This window comes from Streptomyces fildesensis (assembly GCF_016107395.1).
Lineage (GTDB): Bacteria > Actinomycetota > Actinomycetes > Streptomycetales > Streptomycetaceae > Actinacidiphila > Actinacidiphila fildesensis.
Window position 1 is genome coordinate 39,576 of the sequence record NZ_JAAIKO010000031.1, and the last position, 17,187, is coordinate 56,762.

Sequence of the window (17,187 nt, forward strand, 5' to 3'; positions counted from 1 at the left end):
GGACCTTACGTGGACCCGGTGCGGGCGCCTTTCAGGCCCGGGCCACCCGCCCCGGGGGCCCGCTCGAACGGTCAGACTATTCTTCGGCTACGGGTCGGCCGGAAGGCCGGGAGGAGGCACGGGGGGCATGGAAGAACTCAGGGCCGGCGATCCGCAGTGGATCGGCGCGTACCGGCTGCTGGGCCGGCTCGGCACCGGCGGTATGGGGCGGGTCTTCCTGGCCCGTTCGGAACGCGGCCGGACCGTCGCGGTGAAGCTGGTGCGGGCCGAACTGGCCGCCCAGGACGAGTTCAGGGCCCGCTTCCGGCAGGAGGTCCAGGCGGCCCGCCGGGTCGGCGGCGCATGGACGGCGCCGGTCCTCGACGCCGACACCGAGACCGAGATCCCCTGGGTCGCCACCGGCTACATCGCCGGGCCGACGCTGCAGCACGTCATCGCCAAGGAGTACGGCCCGCTGCCGGAGCGCTCGGTGTGGGTGTTGGCGGCCGGGCTGGCCCACGCGCTCAAGGACATCCACGCCGCCGGGCTCGTCCACCGCGATCTGAAGCCCTCGAATGTCATGATCACGATCGATGGCCCACGGGTCATCGACTTCGGCATCGCCCGCGCCCTGGAGACCGTCACCGGCGGGGTGACGAGCACCGGCGCACTGGTCGGCTCGCCGGGCTTCATGTCGCCGGAGCAGGTGCGCGGCGACCGGGTCACCCCGGCCTGCGACGTCTTCTGCCTGGGCTCGGTGCTGGCGTACGCGGCGACCGGGAAACAGCCGTTCGGCGCCGCGAGCAGCGGGGTGCACGCCCAGATGTTCCGGATCGCGCAGGAGCCGCCGGACCTGGACGAGCTGCCCGGCGCGTTGCGCGAGCTGGTCGCGGAGTGTCTGGTCAAGGTGGCCGACCAGCGGCCGGACCTGGACGCGGTGCTGGAGCGGATCGCCGCCCACCCGCCGGAGGACGGCAGGACCTGGCTGCCCAGCGCGATCGTCGCGCAGCTCGGCCGGCACGCCGTGCGGCTGCTGGAGGCCGAGAACCCGCACGACGGAGGTGCCACCCCGACGCCCCCGGCCGCGCGGCCCGCACCCGAGCCGGAATCCGGCTCCGCTCCCCTCCCGACCCCGGCCCCCGCCTCCGCGCCGTCGCTGCCCGCCCGGCCGACCGCGGTCGACCCGGCCCCACCGGCCCCGTCCCCGTACGCGCCCGGCGGCTACGGCTACCCGCACCCCGGATACGGACACCCGCCGGAGTACGCGGATCCGCCGCCGCGCCGGCGGCGGCAGGGTGTGCTGATCGCCGTCGCGGTGGCGGTCGCGGTGCTCGCGGGCGCCGGTGCGGCCGTCGTCGCACTCGACCTCGGCAAGGGCAAGGGCGACAGCACGGGCAACCAGGGCCTCGGCGGCGGTCCCGGGACGGGAACCCCGTCCGGCTCCGGTACGCCGCAGAACTCGCCGTCCACGTCGGAGACCGCCTCCACCCCGCCCGGTGAGGTACCCGACCGGCTCGTCGGCACCTGGCAGGCGGGGTTCGACAGCAACGGCACCAACACCCGCACGCTGACGATCCGGCGGAACGGCACCGTCACGCTGGCCGGCACCGGAAGCACCTATCAGTGCGAGTGGACGATGCACATGACGTCGGCCGGTCCGCCGCTGGCGCTGAGCCCTTCGCTCCTGACCAGCGCGGTGCCCGCCACCTCCTGCAACCCGGGGCTGTCCTCGACGCTCACGGCGATCGACGACTCCCATCTGCTGCGCGACTCCCGTGAGCCGGGCAAGGCCCCGCTCACCTACACGAAGATCGACTGACGGCGCGGAACGACGGACAGCTGGTCCGCGGACGGCAGAACGCGGCGCGCCCCGGTGGTCCTGCCACCGGGGCGCGCCGCGTCGATGCCGTCGGCCTGACCGGCCGCCGTCCGTCAGAGGAACGAGTTGATCTCGATCGTCTCGGTACGGCCGGGGCCCACGCCGATCGCGGAGATCGGCGCGCCCGACATCTCTTCGAGCGCCTTGACGTACGCCTGCGCGTTCTTCGGCAGGTCGTCGAAGGTCTGCGCCTTCGTGATGTCCTCGGACCAGCCGGGGAGCATCTCGTAGATCGGCTTCGCGTGGTGGAAGTCGCTCTGGTTGTAGGGCAGCTCCTCGACGCGCTTGCCGTCGATCTCGTAGGCCACGCAGACCGGGATCTGCTCCCAGCCGGTGAGGATGTCGAGCTTGGTGAGGAAGAAGTCCGTCAGGCCGTTGACGCGGGTCGCGTACCGCGCGATGACCGCGTCGAACCAGCCGCAGCGACGGTCGCGGCCGGTGGTGACCCCGCGCTCGTGGCCGATGACCCGCAGCTTCTCGCCGTCCTCGTCGAACAGCTCGGTCGGGAACGGACCGGCGCCGACTCGCGTCGTATAGGCCTTGAGGATGCCGATCACACGGCTGATCTTCGTCGGGCCGATGCCGGAGCCCGTGCAGGCACCGCCGGCGGTCGGGTTCGACGAGGTGACGAAGGGATAGGTGCCGTGGTCGACGTCGAGCAGCGTGCCCTGGCCGCCCTCCATCAGCACGACCTTGCCCTCGTCCAGCGCCTTGTTCAGAATCAGACCGGTGTCGGCGACGAAGTCCTTGATCTGCTCCGCGTAACCGAGGTATTCCTCGACGACCTGGTCGACGCTGATCGCACGCCGGTTGAAGAGCTTGACCAGGAGCTGGTTCTTCTCGTGGAGTGCGGCCTCCACCTTCTGGTGCAGGATCGACTCGTCGAAGAGGTCCTGAACGCGGATCCCGACGCGGTTGATCTTGTCGGCGTAGGCCGGGCCGATACCGCGCCCGGTCGTACCGATCTTGCGGCTGCCGAGGAACCGCTCCGTCACCTTGTCGATGGTCTGGTGATACGGAGTGATCAGATGGGCGTTCCCGCTGATCAGAAGCTTGGACGTATCGACGCCGCGGTCGTTCAGTCCGCTCAGCTCGGAGAGCAGGACCGCCGGGTCCACGACGACACCGTTACCAATGACCGGGGTACACCCCGGCGACAGGATTCCGGAGGGGAGGAGATGCAGTGCGTACTTCTGGTCGCCGACGACGACCGTGTGGCCGGCATTGTTGCCGCCCTGGTAACGCACGACATAATCCACGGAGCCACCGAGCAGGTCAGTGGCCTTCCCCTTGCCTTCGTCACCCCACTGAGCACCGAGCAGCACAAGTGCGGGCACAGGCGTACACCCCTTCCGGGCGGGGCATGTCCAACGTGCAGAGAGCCGTCGAACCGGTGCCCCGGAATAGACCAAGCCCCTGACGCAACGGCGCAAGGGGCTCTTGCACCGAGATTTTACCTGAGGAAGGACCAAGGTGTCGGCTCAGCCACCTGACGGGCGTCAATTGCTCGTGGTCATCGACCCCGCGGCACGTGCCGTCGACGGCGAATCCGTCCGCATCGCGAAGGATGTCCTGTGTGCGGGCGCGTCCTCCGTAAAAATCGCTCTTCCGGATTCGGCCGAAGAGGTGGCCCGGGTGCTGGCCCATCGCGGCCGGCGCCGTCCGGTGGTGCTGGGCGACGACCGGACCCTGCTGCGGGCGGTGCGGGCACTGCACCATGAGCGGGCACTCGGCGAGGCCCCGCTGGCGCTGGTGCCGATCGGGCCGCGCTCCTCGCTCGCCCGGGCGCTGGGCGTGCCGGGCCAGGTGCTGCCCGCGGCGCGGGCGGTGCTCGACGGCATGGACCGCGAGCTGGACCTGCTGGTCGACGACAGCGGCGGCATCGTGCTGGGCACGCTACAGATCCCCTCCAACGGCGCGGGATCCTCGTCGCACTGGTGGTCGCCGAATAGGGATGGGGAGCGAAGCGATTCGTTGAAAGGGTGGTGGCGGGTGACGGGTGGGCGCACCGCCCGGTCGCTGGTCCGGACGCTGACGATGCCGGCGCCCTCGAACGCGCACGGGCCGGGGCACGGGCACGCGCCGCGCCAGCGGCTGCGGATCGAGGCGGACGGGGTGGTGCTGGTGGACCTGGACCACCCCGTGCACGAGGTGTCGTTCCGGACGGTGAACCCGGGGCTCATCGAGGTCCGGGTGAGCCTTCCCGACAGCCCGGAACCGCTGTGCGTGGAGGCCGCGACCGTCACCGTCTCGGGCCGGGACTTCCGCTACCGCGCGGATTCCGCCCTCGCCGGACCGGTCAGGACCCGCACCTGGACGGTCCAGCCGGGCGCCTGGCGGCTCACGGTGCCCCGCGCCTGAGGAAGAGACGCAGATCACGTCGGGGGCCGGGCGCGTCACCAGCTCGCGTCACCAGCTGACGAGCAGTTCTTCCAGGCCCCGGATGACGTAGCCGGGCTTCCAGCGCGGTTCGGCGGCGAGCCGCAGACCCGGCGCGCGGCTCAGCAGCGTGCCGAAGGACGCGGCCAGCTCGATGCGGGCCAGCGGCGCGCCCAGGCAGTAGTGGATACCGGCACCGAAGGTGAGATGCCGGTTGTCGGCGGCCGGGCGGCGCAGGTCCAGCCGGCCGGGGTCGGGGAAGCGCGACGGGTCGCGGTTGGCGGACCCGAAGAGCAGCGCGACCTCGGAACCCCGCGGGATCACCGTGTCGCCGACCTGGATGTCGTCCAGGACCCAGCGCTCGAACATCTGCAGCGGGGTGTCGTACCGCAGCAGTTCCTCGATGGCGTCGCGGAGCAGCCCGGATTCCGCGCGGAGCAGTTCGAGCTGATCAGGATGGCGGAACAGGGTGAACCAGCCGTTCGCTGTGGTGTTCACCGTCGCCTCGTGGCCGGCGTTGAGCAGCAGCACGCATGTGGAGACCATCTCCTGCTCGCTGAGCGTGTCCCCGTCCTCGTAGGCGGCGATCAGGGCGCTGATCAGGTCCTCGCCCGGTGTACGGCGGCGCTCGGCGATCAGCCCGCGCAGATACTCCGAGAACTCCTCGCTCGCCCGCACCGCCCGCCGGGCGGTCTCCTCGTCCGGGTTCAGCTCGTACATCCCGCAGATGTCCGCCGACCAGGGCCGCAGCGGCTGCCGGTCGCCGGGCGGGATGCCGAGCATCTCCGCGATGACCGCGACGGGCAGCGGTTCGGCGACCCGGGCCAGCAGGTCACCGCCGCCGTCCGCCTGCAGACCGTCGACCAGCTCGTCGGCGAGCCGTTGCACGGTCGGCGCGAGCCGCTCGACGGTGCGCGGGGTGAACGCCTTCGCGACCAGCCGGCGGATCCGGGTGTGGTCGGGGGCCTCCAGGTCCAGCAGGCCGTTGTCGTTGAGGACGTGGAACGGCTCGTGCCCGGCCGGCGGCGCCTCGCGGCCGAACTCCTCGTGGGTGAACCGGTGCAGATACGTACGCCCCAGCCGGCGGTCGCGCAGCAGCGCGCTCACATCGTCGTAGTGCGGGATCAGCCACTGCCGGGTGGGCTCGAACCAGTGCGCGCGGCCCGCCGCGCGCAGCGCCTCGTACGCCGGATACGGGTCCGCGACGAACGCGGCGGACCACGGGTCGAACTCCTTCACCGCCGGGCCGGACGTCTCCTGGCCGCTCATCGGTCGATCCGTCATCAGTAGGTCCGCCGGTCCTCGATCAACCCGTGCTCGCGCAGATAGTCCAGCTGCGCCCGCACCGACAGCTCCGCCGCCGGCCACAGCGACCGGTCGACGTCGTAGTAGACGTGCGCGACCACCTGGGCGGGCGTCAGACAGCCCGCCTCCACGGCGGTCTCCACCTGCGCCAGCCGGCTCGCGCGGTGCGCGAGGTAGTACTCGACGGCGCCGCGCGCGTCCTTCAGCACCGGGCCGTGGCCGGGCAGCACCGTGTCGACGCCGGCCATCGTCATCGCCTGCAGACGGCGCAAGGAGTCGAGGTAGTCGCCGAGCCGGCCGTCCGGGTGCACCACGATCGTCGTGCCGCGCCCCAGCACCGTGTCACCGGTCAGGACGGCGCTGTCGGCCGGCAGATGGAAGGAGAGCGAATCCGCGGTGTGCCCGGGCGTGCCGACGACGCGCAGCTCCAGACCGCCGGTGGTGATGACGTCGCCCGCCGCCAGCCCCTCGTCGCCCAGCCGCAGCGCCGGGTCGAGCGCCCGGACCTTCGTCCCCGTCAGCTCGGCGAAGCGCGCGGCGCCCTCCGCGTGGTCCGGGTGGCCGTGGGTGAGGAGCGTCAGCGCGACGCGCTTGCCGGCCGCCTCGGCGGTCGCGACGACGTTGCGCAGATGCGCGTCGTCGAGCGGGCCCGGGTCGATGACGACCGCGAGATCGGAACCCGGCTCGGAGAGCAGCCAGGTGTTGGTGCCGTCCAGGGTCATCGGCGACGGGTTCGGGGCCAGGACGCAGACGGCACGTGCCGTCGCGGGGCCGCCGACCGTCGGCTGCGGCCTGCCGGGCAGGATCGCCGACGTCATTCAGCAGCTCCTTGCGACGAGTTGGGTCCTTGCTCGGATCCTTGCCCGGTTCCTTGCTCGGATCCTTGCGGAATGTGCTTGGTGAATTCCTCGTGCCCCGGCCAGCTCAGCACGATCTGCCCCTCTTCGAGCACCGCCCGCGCCAGCACCGGCGTCAGATCCCGGCTGGCCGCGCCCGCCAGGGCCGCCTTCACCGAGTCGTACGGGAGCAGCGCGCGCAGCGTCGCGATGGTCGGCGGCATCATCACCATCTCGCCGCGCCGGTAGCCCTCCACGGCCTCGGCCGGGCGCAGCCACACCGTGTGGTCGGCCTCGCCCGAGACGTCCAGGGTGCGCTGCCCGGCCGGCATCATCGCGACGAAGAACCAGGTGTCGTAACGGCGCTCCTCGAACTCCGGGGTGATCCAGCGCGCCCACGGGCCGAGCAGATCGGAGCGCAGCACCAGCTCGCGCCGGGCCAGGAAGTCGGCGAACGACAGCTCCCGGCTGACCAGTGCCTCGCGGTCGGCCTCCCAGCTCTCGCCGGTGGTGTCCGCCACGACGCTGTCACCGTCGGGACCCGCCAGCAGGACGCCCGACTCCTCGAACGTCTCCCGCACCGCCGCGCAGACCACCGCCTGCGCCGACACCGGGTCCACCCCGAGGGCGGCCGACCACTGCGCGAGCGACGGGCCGGCCCACCGGACCGGCTTCTCGTCCCGCGGGTCGACCCCACCGCCCGGATACGCGTACGCGCCCCCGGCGAAGGCCATGGAGGCGCGTCTGCGCAGCATGTGGACGGCCGGGCCGTCGCTCGTACCGTCCGGGCTGTCCCGCAGGAGCAGTACGGTCGCGGCCCTGCGCGGGGTCACGGGGGTCAGATCCCCGTTCGCCAGCGCCCGGATCCGGTCCGGCCAGGAGGCCGGGAACCACTGTCCGTCACTCGTGCCGCCGCTGCTCGTGGTCATGGGCGGGATCGTACGTCCTGCCGCCCTGATGTTCGAGGGTGAGTCTCCGCGGCCGGGCACCCGGCCCGGCCTGCGGAGCGCTCGGACCAGCGCGACCCGGCGTCAGACCAGCTCGACCTGGATCTCGACCTCGACCGGAGCGTCCAGCGGCAGCACGGCCACGCCGACGGCGCTGCGCGCGTGCACGCCCTTCTCGCCGAGCACCTCGCCGAGGAGCTCGCTCGCACCGTTGATCACGGCCGGCTGCCCGGTGAAGTCCGTCGCCGAGGCGACGAAACCGACGACCTTCACGACCCGCTTGATGCGGTCCAGGTCACCGACGACCGACTTGACCGCCGCGAGCGCGTTCAGCGCGCACGTACGGGCCAGGTCCTTGGCCTCCTCGGGCGTCACCTCGGCGCCGACCTTGCCGGTCACCGTCAACTTGCCGTCCACCATCGGCAGCTGGCCGGACGTGTACACGTACACACCCGACTGCACGGCCGGCTGGTACGCGGCCAGCGGCGGCACGACGGCGGGCAGCGTCATCCCGAGCGAGGCGATCCTGTCCTCGACCGCGCTCACGCCTGCTTCTCCCGCTTGAAGTAGGCCACCAGCTGTTCCGCGTTGTTCCCATTGGGTACGACCTGGACCAGCTCCCAGCCGTCCTCGCCCCACGTGTCCAGAATCTGCTTCGTCGCGTGCACAAGAAGCGGCACGGTCGCGTATTCCCACTTAGCCATGGAGCCGACTGTAACGCCTGCTCCCACCCGCCCCGGCCAGCACCCGCCAGCGCTGCCCGGCGAGGTCCCGCCGGGAGATAGAGGCCACACCTGGGCAGTGGGCTGCTTGGGCCGAAGGCCGAGTGGTTAGGCTCGAAGGGTGAGCCCTCAACAGTCCACCCCCACCAGGCTCCATATCGTCACGGGCAAGGGCGGCACCGGGAAGACCACGGTCGCCGCCGCTCTGGCGCTCGCCCTCGCCGCCGAAGGCCGCCGCACGCTGCTGATCGAGGTCGAGGGACGGCAGGGCATCGCCCAGGTCTTCGAGACCGGGGCGCTGCCCTACGAGGAGCGGAAGATCGCCGTCGCGCCCGGCGGCGGCGAGGTGCGCGCGCTCGCCATCGACCCCGAGCTCGCGCTGCTGGACTACCTGGACATGTTCTACAAGCTCGGCCGGGCGGGCCGCGCCCTCAAGAAGCTCGGCGCGATCGACTTCGCGACGACCGTCGCCCCCGGTCTGCGGGACGTCCTGCTGACCGGCAAGGCGTGCGAGGCCGTGCGCCGCAAGGACAACGCGGGCTGGCGGGCGTACGACGCGGTCGTGATGGACGCCCCGCCGACCGGCCGCATCACCCGCTTCCTCAACGTCAACGACGAGGTCGCGGGACTGGCCAGGATCGGGCCGATATACAACCAGGCGCAGGCCGTGATGCGGGTGCTGAAGTCCACCGAGACCGCGGTGCACCTGGTGACGCTGCTGGAGGAGATGCCGGTCCAGGAGACCGTGGACGGCGTCGCGGAACTGCGGGCGGCCGGGCTGCCCGTGGGAGCCGTCGTGGTCAACATGCTGCGCCCGGTGCTGCTGGACGACGCGGACCTCGAATCGGCCGCCAACGGCCGGCGCACCGCCGTCGCCAAGGCACTGTCCCAGGCCGGCCTGGGCGGTGCCCGCAAGGGCGGGCAGGCGGAGCGGCTCGTCGACCCGCTGCTCGCGCAGGCCCACGAGCACGCCCAGCGCGTCCTGCTGGAGCGCCGCGAGCGCGCCGAGATCGCCACCCTCGGCCTGCCGACGTACGAACTGGAACTGCGCGGCGAGGGCGTCGACCTCGGCGGCCTCTACCGGCTGGCCGACAGCCTGCGCAAGCAGGGAATGACGGGCGGGGAGAGCTGACATGGGTAGGAGCCGGCGGGGAGAACCGACATGGGCACGTCGGCGGGGGGAACTGACATGAGCCTGGAGAATCCGGGGGATCTGGAGAGTCCGGTGCTGGCGATCGACCCGCTCCTCGACGATCCCAAGACCCGCATCATCGTCTGCTGCGGCTCCGGCGGCGTCGGCAAGACCACGACCGCCGCCGCGCTGGGAGTGCGTGCCGCGGAACGCGGCCGCAAGTGCGTCGTCCTGACCATCGACCCGGCCCGCCGGCTCGCGCAGTCGATGGGCCTCAGCGAGCTGGACAACACACCGCGCCCGGTCACCGACATCGACGAGTCCGCGGGCGGCACGCTGCACGCGATGATGCTCGACATGAAGCGGACCTTCGACGAGGTCGTGCTCCAGCACGCGGACCCCGAGCGGGCCCGCGCGATCCTCGACAACCCCTTCTACCAGTCCCTGTCGGCCGGCTTCGCGGGCACGCAGGAGTACATGGCGATGGAGAAGCTGGGCCAGCTGCGCGCGCTGGACGCCTGGAACCTGATCATCGTCGACACCCCGCCGAGCCGGTCCGCGCTGGACTTCCTGGACGCCCCGCAGCGCCTCGGCTCGTTCCTGGACGGGAAGTTCATCAAGCTGCTGATGGCGCCCGCGAAGGTCGGCGGCCGGGCCGGGATGAAGTTCCTCAATGTCGGCATGTCGATGATGACGGGCGTCCTGAGCAAGGTGATGGGCGCACATCTGCTGGGTGACGTGCAGACCTTCATCGCCGCCATGGACACCATGTTCGGCGGCTTCCGCAAGCGCGCGGACGCCACGTACAAGCTGTTGCAGGCCCCCGGGACGGCGTTCCTCGTCGTGGCCGCGCCTGAGCGGGACGCGCTGCGCGAGGCCGCGTACTTCGTCGAGCGGCTGGCCGCCGAGCGCATGCCGCTGGCCGGCCTGGTGCTGAACCGGGTGCACGGCAGCGGAGCGCCGCAGCTCACGGCGGAGCGGGCGCTGGCCGCCGCTCAGGCGCTCGAGGAGCCGCGGGAAAATCTTGTGGACGGCGGCATTGTGGATCGTGAGGCCGGGAAGGCTGACTCCGTTGCCGACGGGACCGACGACGGGACGGACCCGAAGACCCCGGCCGAAGCGGCCGACGACATGACGATTCCGCCCGAGCAGAGGCTTGCCGCCGGGCTGCTGCGGCTGCACGCCGAGCGCATGCGCGTGGTCGCGCGCGAACGCCGCACCAGGGACCGTTTCGTCTCCGTGCACCCTGAGGTGCCGATGGTCGACGTAGCGGCCCTACCGGGCGACGTGCACGATCTGGACGGCTTGCGCTCGATCGGCGAACGGCTTGCCGGGGATCACCCCGCGGCGGCGTAGTCGTCCTCTTCGTCCAGCGGCAGGATGCCGGTGCTCCGCTCGTACTCGGTACGGGCGGTCTCGAGCAGCCTGCGCCACGAGGTCACCGTTGGACGGCGTCGCAGCAGTGCCCTGCGCTCGCGTTCCGTCATCCCGCCCCACACGCCGAACTCGACCCGGTTGTCGAGTGCGTCCGCCAGGCACTCCGTCCGCACCGGGCATCCGGTGCATACCGCCTTGGCCCTGTTCTGGGCCGCTCCCTGGACGAAAAGCTCGTCCGGATCAGTCGTCTTGCACGCTGCCTGCGTGCTCCAGTCGGTTACCCAGCTGCTCATGCTGGCGCCGTCCTCTCCCGAATCGAGGCTCCCCCACGGCGGCAACCGGCATATTCACCGTTGCCAGTTGAGGACGTTACGGAAGGTAGGCGTGACGCAACAGCCCTTTCAGGCCCAATCTTCGATGGCCCGAATGGACTATGGGTGTGCGGCAGATCACCCAACGGAGTGAGCGGCACCCATTTCGGACTTATGGGGCAGAGCGGTCACTGCGCCTGGCATATCGCCCAAGTCGCCCGGCATATGACAGGAATTCGGGCAGTTCTCATCACCCACAAGAGTGACGATGGAGGACAGGCGCACGCTCAGCGACCGCGCCTGTCCGTTACAGAGTAGGCGAACAGATGGGCGCACGTCCGGGGAATCGCAACGTAGGCTGCCTCCATGCCTCACAAGCGATCGGGCGGGGGTCTCTCGACGGCCCAGCAGGCCGCCAAGTTCCTCGGTGTCAGTGTCCTGTCCGGAGTGGTACTGGCAGGAATCGCCCTGCCGGCCGCCGGCGCCCTCGGCCTGTCGGCGAAGGGCACCGCCTCAGGGTTCCAGGACCTGCCCGGTGAGCTGAAGCGCCCTCCGCTCAGCCAGGCCTCGAAGATCCTCGACGCCAACGGCGGACTGATCGCGACCGTCTACTCGCGCGACCGCACCGTCATCCCGATCCAGCAGATGAGCCCGAACATACTGAAGGCCATCGTCGCGATCGAGGACGCCCGCTACTTCGAGCACGGGGCGATCGACCTCAAGGGCATCCTGCGCGCGCTCAACAAGAACGCGCAGGACGGCGGCGTCTCCGAGGGCGCCTCCACCCTCACCCAGCAGTACGTGAAGAACGTCTTCATCGAGCAGGCCGGCGACGACCCGGACAAGGTCGCGCAGGCGGTCCAGCAGACCGTCGGCCGCAAGATCAAGGAAATGAAGTACGCGATCCAGGTCGAGAAGGAACTCGGCAAGCAGCAGATCCTGGAGAACTACCTCAACATCACGTTCTTCGGCGAGCAGGCCTACGGCGTCGAGGCAGCGGCCAAGCGGTACTTCAGCAAGCACGCCAAGGACCTGACCGTCGGCGAGGCCGCGATGCTGGCCGGCATCGTCCAGTCGCCCAGCCGCTTCGACCCGGTCAACGACGAGCAGGAATCGATCAAGCGCCGCAATCTCGTACTGCAGCGGATGGCCGACCTGAAGGACATCACCCAGGCCCAGGCCGACGCCACGAAGAAGCTGCCGCTCGGCCTCAAGATCAGCAAGCCGAAGAACGGCTGCATCACCGCCGTGAACGGCGCCGGCTTCTTCTGCGACTACGTCCGCAACACGTTCCTGCAGAACGCGGCCTTCGGCAAGACGAAGGAAGCCCGCGCGAAGCGCTGGCGCCAGGGCGGCCTGACGATCAAGACGACGCTGGACCCGCAGGCGCAGGCGTCGACTCAGAACGGCATCGCCAAGCACGTCTACAAGGACGACCCGATCGCCGCCGCCGTCACCCTCGTCGAACCGGGTACGGGCAAGATCCGGGCCATGGCACAGTCCCGGCCGTACGGCTTCGGCAAGAACGAGACGCAGATCAACCTCTCGGTCGACCGGAACATGGGCGGCGGGGCCGGGTACCAGCCGGGCTCCACCATGAAGCCCTTCACCGCGGCAGCCGCCCTGGAGAACGGCTACCTGCCGGCGCAGCAGTATCCGGCGCCGTACGAGATGCCCTTCCCGGACGTCACCGACTGCGCCAACAACAACTACACCGACCACTCGCCGGTCCACAACGAGGACGAGAAGGAGAAGGGGCCGTACGCGATGCCCGAGGCGCTCCGGAAGTCCATCAACACCTACTTCGTCTCCCTCGAGGCCGAGGTCGGCCTCTGCAACGTGACGAAGATGATGAACAACCTGGGTATGACCAAGGCCGCCGGTGGCACGAACTGGAAGCTGGGCGCCTCCTTCACCCTCGGGTCCAACGAGGCCTCACCGCTCAACATGGCCGCCGCGTACGCCGCCTTCGCCGCTCGTGGCACGTACTGCGTGCCCCTGGCGATCGAGTCGGCGACGGACACCACGGGCAAGCCGGTCCCCGTGCCGAAGGCGAACTGCTCGCAGGCCATGTCGGAGACGACGGCCGACACCATCAACACCATGCTCAAGGGCGTGGTCGACGACGGTACGGGCGCCAAGGCGGGCCTTGAGGACCGTGCCACCGCGGGTAAGACCGGTACCACCAACGACCGGTACGCCGCCTGGTTCGTCGGTTACACGCCCAACATGGCGGCCGCCGTCTGGATCGGCGACCCGCGGCACGCGGTGAAGATGTACAACATCACCTTCGGCGGCCAGACCTACGACAAGGTGTACGGCGCGGACGGCCCGGCACCCATCTGGAAGGACTCTGTCAGCGGGGCCCTGGAGGGCAAGCCGGTCGAGTCGTTCAACGAGGTGCCGCTCAACATTCCGGAGAAGCCGACCGGTACTCCCCCGCCCAACCCCGGCAACCCGCCCAACCCCGGCAACCCGGGCAAGCCCGGCCACACCACCGGCGCCACGACCGCCGGCACCGGCAAGCCGCCGGCCAGTCCGAACCCCTTCCCCTCGTTCACCATCCCGCCGGGCATCATCGGCGGCGGGAACGGGCACTCGGGCGGCGGGACGGGCGGCAACCGCTGACGGCGGGGGCCCGGAACGACTGCGATCGGAACGGCTGGAACGGCTGAGGGGCGCCACCCGGAATCTTCGGGTGGCGCCCCTCACGCGTGCGATCGTGCGATACCGGGTGGATCAGCCCGCGAGCTGCTTCTTCACCTCGGCCGCGACGCGGCCGCCCTCGGCGAGACCGGCGACCTTCGGGTTCACGATCTTCATGATCGCGCCCATGGCGCGCGGGCCCTCGGCGCCGGCCGCCTTCGCCTCGGCCACGGCGGCGGTGACGATCCCGACCAGCTCCTCGTCCGACAGCTGCTTCGGCAGGTACGCGTCGAGCACCTCCCCCTCGGCCAGCTCGCGCTCGGCCGAGGCGGGACGGTTGCCCAGGGCGAAGGCTTCGGCCGCCTCGCGGCGCTTCTTCGCCTCACCGGCGATCACCTTGAGCACCTCGTCGTCGGAGAGTTCACGGGCGGTCGTGCCCGCGACCTCCTTCTTGGTGATCGCGGTCAGCGTGAGGCGGAGCGTGGCGGAGCGAAGTTCGTCGCGGCCCTTCATGGCCGCGATGAGGTCGTCGTGCAGTCGCTGTTTGAGCGTGGTGGTCATGCCGTCGAGTCTCGCACCCGCAGGGCGGTGCTGCCGCCCATTAACGCCTGCGTCCAGGGTCCCGTCGGCGTTCCGTCGGGTCCTGTCGACGTCCCGTCGGGTCCCGTCCGCGTCCTGTCCGGGTCCCGTCCGCGTCCCGTCCGCGTCCCGTCCGCCTCCCATCCGCCTCCCATCCGCGTCCCGCCCAGGTCCCGTCCAGGTCCCGGAGGTGTCCCGGACCGGTCCCGCGCGCCGGAACACCAAGCGCCCCATGGCATCCTGTTCGGTCACAGCTCTGCCGGACGGATCGGCGGACGTCCGGGGGGCAAGGGGACCAGATGAGGCTCTGTTTCCTCGTCGAGGAGCACTACCGTCACGACGGCATGCCTCTCGACGTGGTCAGGCAACTGGGCGCCTGGGGACACCAGGTGGACGTCATCCGCCCCGGCGGTTCTCTCATCCGGCTGTCCGAGTTCTCCGAACTGTCCGGGCTCTCCGCCGCGGTGCAGTCGGGCGCGCACGATGCCTGGGTGCTCAAGACCGTCTCCGGCGGCCCCGGCCTGACCCTCCTCGAAGGCGCGGCGGCACTCGGCCTGACCACGGTCAACGACGCCCGCGCGATCCGGGCGGTCCGCGACAAGGCACTCACCGCGCTCGTCGCGCAGCAGCACGGTCTGCCGATGCCGGTGACGTACGCGGCCGCCAGGGCCGAACTGTTCGCGGAGGTCCCCGAGGAGCACTTCCCGCTGGTCGTGAAGCCCGCGGCGGGCAGCTCGGGGCGCGGGGTGCGGCTGGTGCACACGCCGGACCAGCTCACGGGGTCCGGCGACAGCGGCGAAGCGGCCTCCGGTCCCGGCCCGGGCCCCGGTCCTGAGGACGGTGGTCTGCTCATAGCCCAGCCGTACGTGCCCAACTCCGGGACGGACCTGAAGGTGTACTGCGTCGGCGGTGAGGCGTTCGCGACCGTACGGGCCTCGCCGCTGCGCCCGGAACTCGCCGTGGACGAACGGCTCGTGCCGCTCCCCCGCGAGGTGGCGGGGCTGGCGGCCGAGATCGGTGCCGTCTTCGGCCTGGACCTGTACGGGATCGACGTGCTGCTCGGGCCGGACGGCCCGGTCGTCGTCGACATCAACGACTTCCCGAGCTTCCGCAAGGTTCCCGACGCCGTCGCCCGGGTGGCGCGGGCCGTGCTCGACCTGGCCAGGACGGGCGGAGCGGGCGGGCACGCCGGACTCACTCCCCAGGCCGCGGCCTTCGTCCCCGCACAGGCCGGCACATGAACACCGCTGATTCCGCCGGACAGCGCGTCTGTTTCCTGACGGACAAGCCGGACCACCCGCTACTGGCCGCCACCGCCACCCTGCTGGCGGACCGTCACCACACCCACGTCGAGTTCACCGACCCGGCCCACGCCACGGAACCCGCACCAGGCGCGCTCGCCGACGTCTACCTCCTCAAGTCCCATACGCCGCAAGCGATCCGGCTCGCCCGGGCCCTGGAGCGGCGCGGTGCGCGTGTCGTCAACTCGGCCGCGTCGACCGAGCTGTGCCAGGACCGGGTCCGGATGGCGGAGACCGCGCTGGCCGCGGGCCTCCCGTTCCCCGTGACCCGGACCGTCGCTCCGCTGTCACGGCTCACCGCTCCGCCGCCGTCGGGCTATCCGTTCATCGTCAAGAGCCGGGCCAACCGGCGCGGCGATGTCGTCGCCAGGGTCGACGACACCGCCGGGCTGCGGGACCTCGCCCGCAGGTGGCCGGACGAGCTGGTCGTCGTCCAGGACTTCACGCCGGGCGACGGCTGGGACCACAAGCTGTGGGTGATCGCCGGCCAGGTCTTCACCGGCCTGCGCCCGTCCCCCCTGGGAGCCCTGGACAGCCCGGACGGCCCGGACGGCCCGGACAGCGCGGACGGCGCGGACAGCGCGGACAGCGCGGACAGCGCGGACAGCGCGGCAGCTGAGCCCGGGGGCCAGCCCCCGCCGCCTCCGCCGCCCCCCGGGGCCCACGATCTGGCGCTGCAGGCGGGCAAGGTCTTCGCCCTCGACGTCTACGGCGTGGACGTGATCGCCGACCGGTCCGGGACCCCGCTCATCGTCGATATCAACGCCTTTCCCGGCTTCCGGGGCGGCAGCGGAGCGCCGCACGCTCTGGCGGCGCTCATCTCATCTGCGACGATGGACACATGCGAGCGCGATACGGAGTTCCCCTCGGCGTAACGGTAGTCGGCGCGGCGTGCGTGGCCTATGCCACGGCAATCGAACCGCAGGCCTTCCGGCTGCGCCGCGTCGAGGTCCCGGTGCTGCCCGCCGGGATGCGGCCGATCCGGATCCTGCAGGTCTCCGACATCCACATGGTTTCCGGCCAGAACAGGAAGCGCCGCTGGCTGCAGTCCCTGGCGGGGCTGCGCCCGGATCTCGTCGTCAACACCGGTGACAACCTCTCCGACCCGGAGGGCGTCCCCGAGGTCCTGGACGCGCTCGGCCCGCTGATGGATTTCCCCGGCGCCTACGTCTTCGGCTCGAACGACTACTACGGGCCCCGGTTCCGCAACCCGGCCCGCTACCTCATCGAGAAGTCCCGCAGCCAGCACGGGCTCAACGGCAAGACGGACCCGGTCACCAATGTGGTCCGCAACCCGTGGGGCGATCTGCGCGACGCGTTCGACGCCGCCGGCTGGATCGGCCTCAGCAACACCCGCGGCCACCTCAAGCTCGACGACGGCATCGAGATCGCCCTCACCGGCCTCGACGACCCGCACATCAAGCGCGACCGCTACGCGGCCGTCGCCGGCGGCCCCGACCCGGCCGCGGACCTCAGCCTCGCCATCGTCCATGCCCCGTACCTGCGGGTCCTGGACGCCTTCGCGGCCGACCGCTACCCGCTGATCCTCGCCGGCCACACCCACGGCGGCCAGCTCTGCATCCCCTTCTACGGCGCCCTCGTCACCAACTGCGACCTGGACACCAAGCGCGTGAAGGGCCTGTCCGCCCACACCGCGGCCGGCGAGCGCTCCTACCTCCACGTCTCCGCGGGCTGCGGCGCCAACCGCTACACCCCGATCCGCTTCGCCTGCCCTCCGGAGGCGACACTCCTCACGCTGACCGCCCGGAAGGCGGGCCGCCCCGTACGGTGAGG

General features: G+C 71.1%; 16 protein-coding genes. 8 read left to right on the forward strand and 8 right to left on the reverse strand.

Translation table 11 applies throughout. The annotated features are described in order from the left end of the window. The first annotated feature begins 127 nt into the window (after positions 1-127). Entirely contained in the window at positions 128-1,798 is a 1,671-nt protein-coding gene (locus C6N31_RS29920; RefSeq protein ID WP_198358598.1) for a serine/threonine-protein kinase, read from the forward strand. A 113-nt stretch (positions 1,799-1,911) separates the two neighbouring features. Here C6N31_RS29920 and C6N31_RS29925 read toward each other — a convergent pair whose 3' ends face one another. Further along, on the reverse strand, positions 1,912-3,195 hold the full coding sequence (locus C6N31_RS29925; protein ID WP_138358690.1) for an adenylosuccinate synthase: 1,284 nt from the start codon (positions 3,193-3,195) through the stop codon (positions 1,912-1,914). 136 nt (positions 3,196-3,331) lie between these two features. Between C6N31_RS29925 and C6N31_RS29930 the strand changes: the two genes are divergently transcribed. Then, positions 3,332-4,219, forward strand: a complete 888-nt coding sequence (locus C6N31_RS29930; protein WP_244809258.1) for a diacylglycerol kinase family protein — start codon at positions 3,332-3,334, stop codon at positions 4,217-4,219. A gap of 48 nt (positions 4,220-4,267) precedes the next feature. Here the strand turns inward: C6N31_RS29930 and C6N31_RS29935 are convergent, their stop codons facing one another. The 5 genes from C6N31_RS29935 to sp36 form a co-directional block, all read right to left on the reverse strand. Next, positions 4,268-5,521 carry a cytochrome P450 gene (locus C6N31_RS29935; RefSeq protein WP_232485821.1) on the reverse strand — a complete coding sequence of 418 codons (1,254 nt, stop codon included), beginning with the start codon at positions 5,519-5,521 and terminating at the stop codon, positions 4,268-4,270. Further along, a complete protein-coding gene (locus C6N31_RS29940; RefSeq protein ID WP_138358692.1) occupies positions 5,521-6,360 on the reverse strand; it encodes an MBL fold metallo-hydrolase in 840 nt (279 codons plus the stop codon). The genes C6N31_RS29935 and C6N31_RS29940 overlap by 1 nt, the downstream gene beginning before the upstream one ends. After that, positions 6,357-7,307, reverse strand: coding sequence for an NUDIX hydrolase (locus C6N31_RS29945; RefSeq protein WP_138358694.1), 951 nt, complete (start codon positions 7,305-7,307; stop codon positions 6,357-6,359). Before C6N31_RS29945 ends, C6N31_RS29940 begins: the two co-directional genes overlap by 4 nt. A gap of 102 nt (positions 7,308-7,409) precedes the next feature. Continuing rightward, positions 7,410-7,871 carry a RidA family protein gene (locus tag C6N31_RS29950; RefSeq protein ID WP_138358696.1) on the reverse strand — a complete coding sequence of 154 codons (462 nt, stop codon included), beginning with the start codon at positions 7,869-7,871 and terminating at the stop codon, positions 7,410-7,412. Beyond that, positions 7,868-8,029, reverse strand: a complete 162-nt coding sequence (gene sp36, locus C6N31_RS29955; protein ID WP_138358698.1) for a Sp36 family protein — start codon at positions 8,027-8,029, stop codon at positions 7,868-7,870. Before sp36 ends, C6N31_RS29950 begins: the two co-directional genes overlap by 4 nt. 139 nt (positions 8,030-8,168) lie before the next feature. Between sp36 and bagA the strand changes: the two genes are divergently transcribed. Both bagA and bagB read left to right on the forward strand, forming a co-directional pair. Continuing rightward, positions 8,169-9,179 (forward strand): ATPase BagA, encoded by a 1,011-nt coding sequence (gene bagA, locus C6N31_RS29960; protein ID WP_138358700.1) that lies wholly within the window; start codon positions 8,169-8,171, stop codon positions 9,177-9,179. 57 nt (positions 9,180-9,236) lie between these two features. Continuing rightward, positions 9,237-10,535 carry an ATPase BagB gene (gene bagB / locus C6N31_RS29965; protein WP_138358702.1) on the forward strand — a complete coding sequence of 433 codons (1,299 nt, stop codon included), beginning with the start codon at positions 9,237-9,239 and terminating at the stop codon, positions 10,533-10,535. Here bagB and C6N31_RS29970 read toward each other — a convergent pair. Next, the gene (locus tag C6N31_RS29970) at positions 10,517-10,849 is read right to left on the reverse strand and encodes a WhiB family transcriptional regulator (protein ID WP_138358704.1); all 333 of its coding nucleotides are present in this window, start codon (positions 10,847-10,849) and stop codon (positions 10,517-10,519) included. The genes bagB and C6N31_RS29970 overlap by 19 nt on opposite strands. A 384-nt stretch (positions 10,850-11,233) precedes the next feature. Between C6N31_RS29970 and C6N31_RS29975 the strand changes: the two genes are divergently transcribed. Continuing rightward, positions 11,234-13,495 (forward strand): transglycosylase domain-containing protein, encoded by a 2,262-nt coding sequence (locus C6N31_RS29975; protein WP_198358599.1) that lies wholly within the window; start codon positions 11,234-11,236, stop codon positions 13,493-13,495. A gap of 111 nt (positions 13,496-13,606) precedes the next feature. On the opposite strand, the gene C6N31_RS29980 is transcribed toward C6N31_RS29975, so the two are convergent. Beyond that, complete coding sequence (locus C6N31_RS29980) at positions 13,607-14,074, reverse strand: GatB/YqeY domain-containing protein (protein ID WP_138358708.1); 468 nt, start codon at positions 14,072-14,074, stop codon at positions 13,607-13,609. Between the two features lie 317 nt (positions 14,075-14,391). Between C6N31_RS29980 and C6N31_RS29985 the strand changes: the two genes are divergently transcribed. Genes C6N31_RS29985 through C6N31_RS29995 form a run of 3 tightly spaced genes read left to right on the forward strand, consistent with a single transcriptional unit; the run spans position 14,392 to position 17,185 of the window. Continuing rightward, positions 14,392-15,333 carry an ATP-grasp domain-containing protein gene (locus C6N31_RS29985; RefSeq protein ID WP_138358710.1) on the forward strand — a complete coding sequence of 314 codons (942 nt, stop codon included), beginning with the start codon at positions 14,392-14,394 and terminating at the stop codon, positions 15,331-15,333. Then, positions 15,330-16,268: an ATP-grasp domain-containing protein gene (locus C6N31_RS29990; RefSeq protein WP_187144932.1), complete on the forward strand. Its 939-nt coding sequence runs from the start codon at positions 15,330-15,332 to the stop codon at positions 16,266-16,268. Before C6N31_RS29985 ends, C6N31_RS29990 begins: the two co-directional genes overlap by 4 nt. After that, entirely contained in the window at positions 16,235-17,185 is a 951-nt protein-coding gene (locus C6N31_RS29995) for a metallophosphoesterase (RefSeq protein WP_138358712.1), read from the forward strand. Before C6N31_RS29990 ends, C6N31_RS29995 begins: the two co-directional genes overlap by 34 nt. The last annotated feature ends 2 nt before the right edge of the window (positions 17,186-17,187 follow it).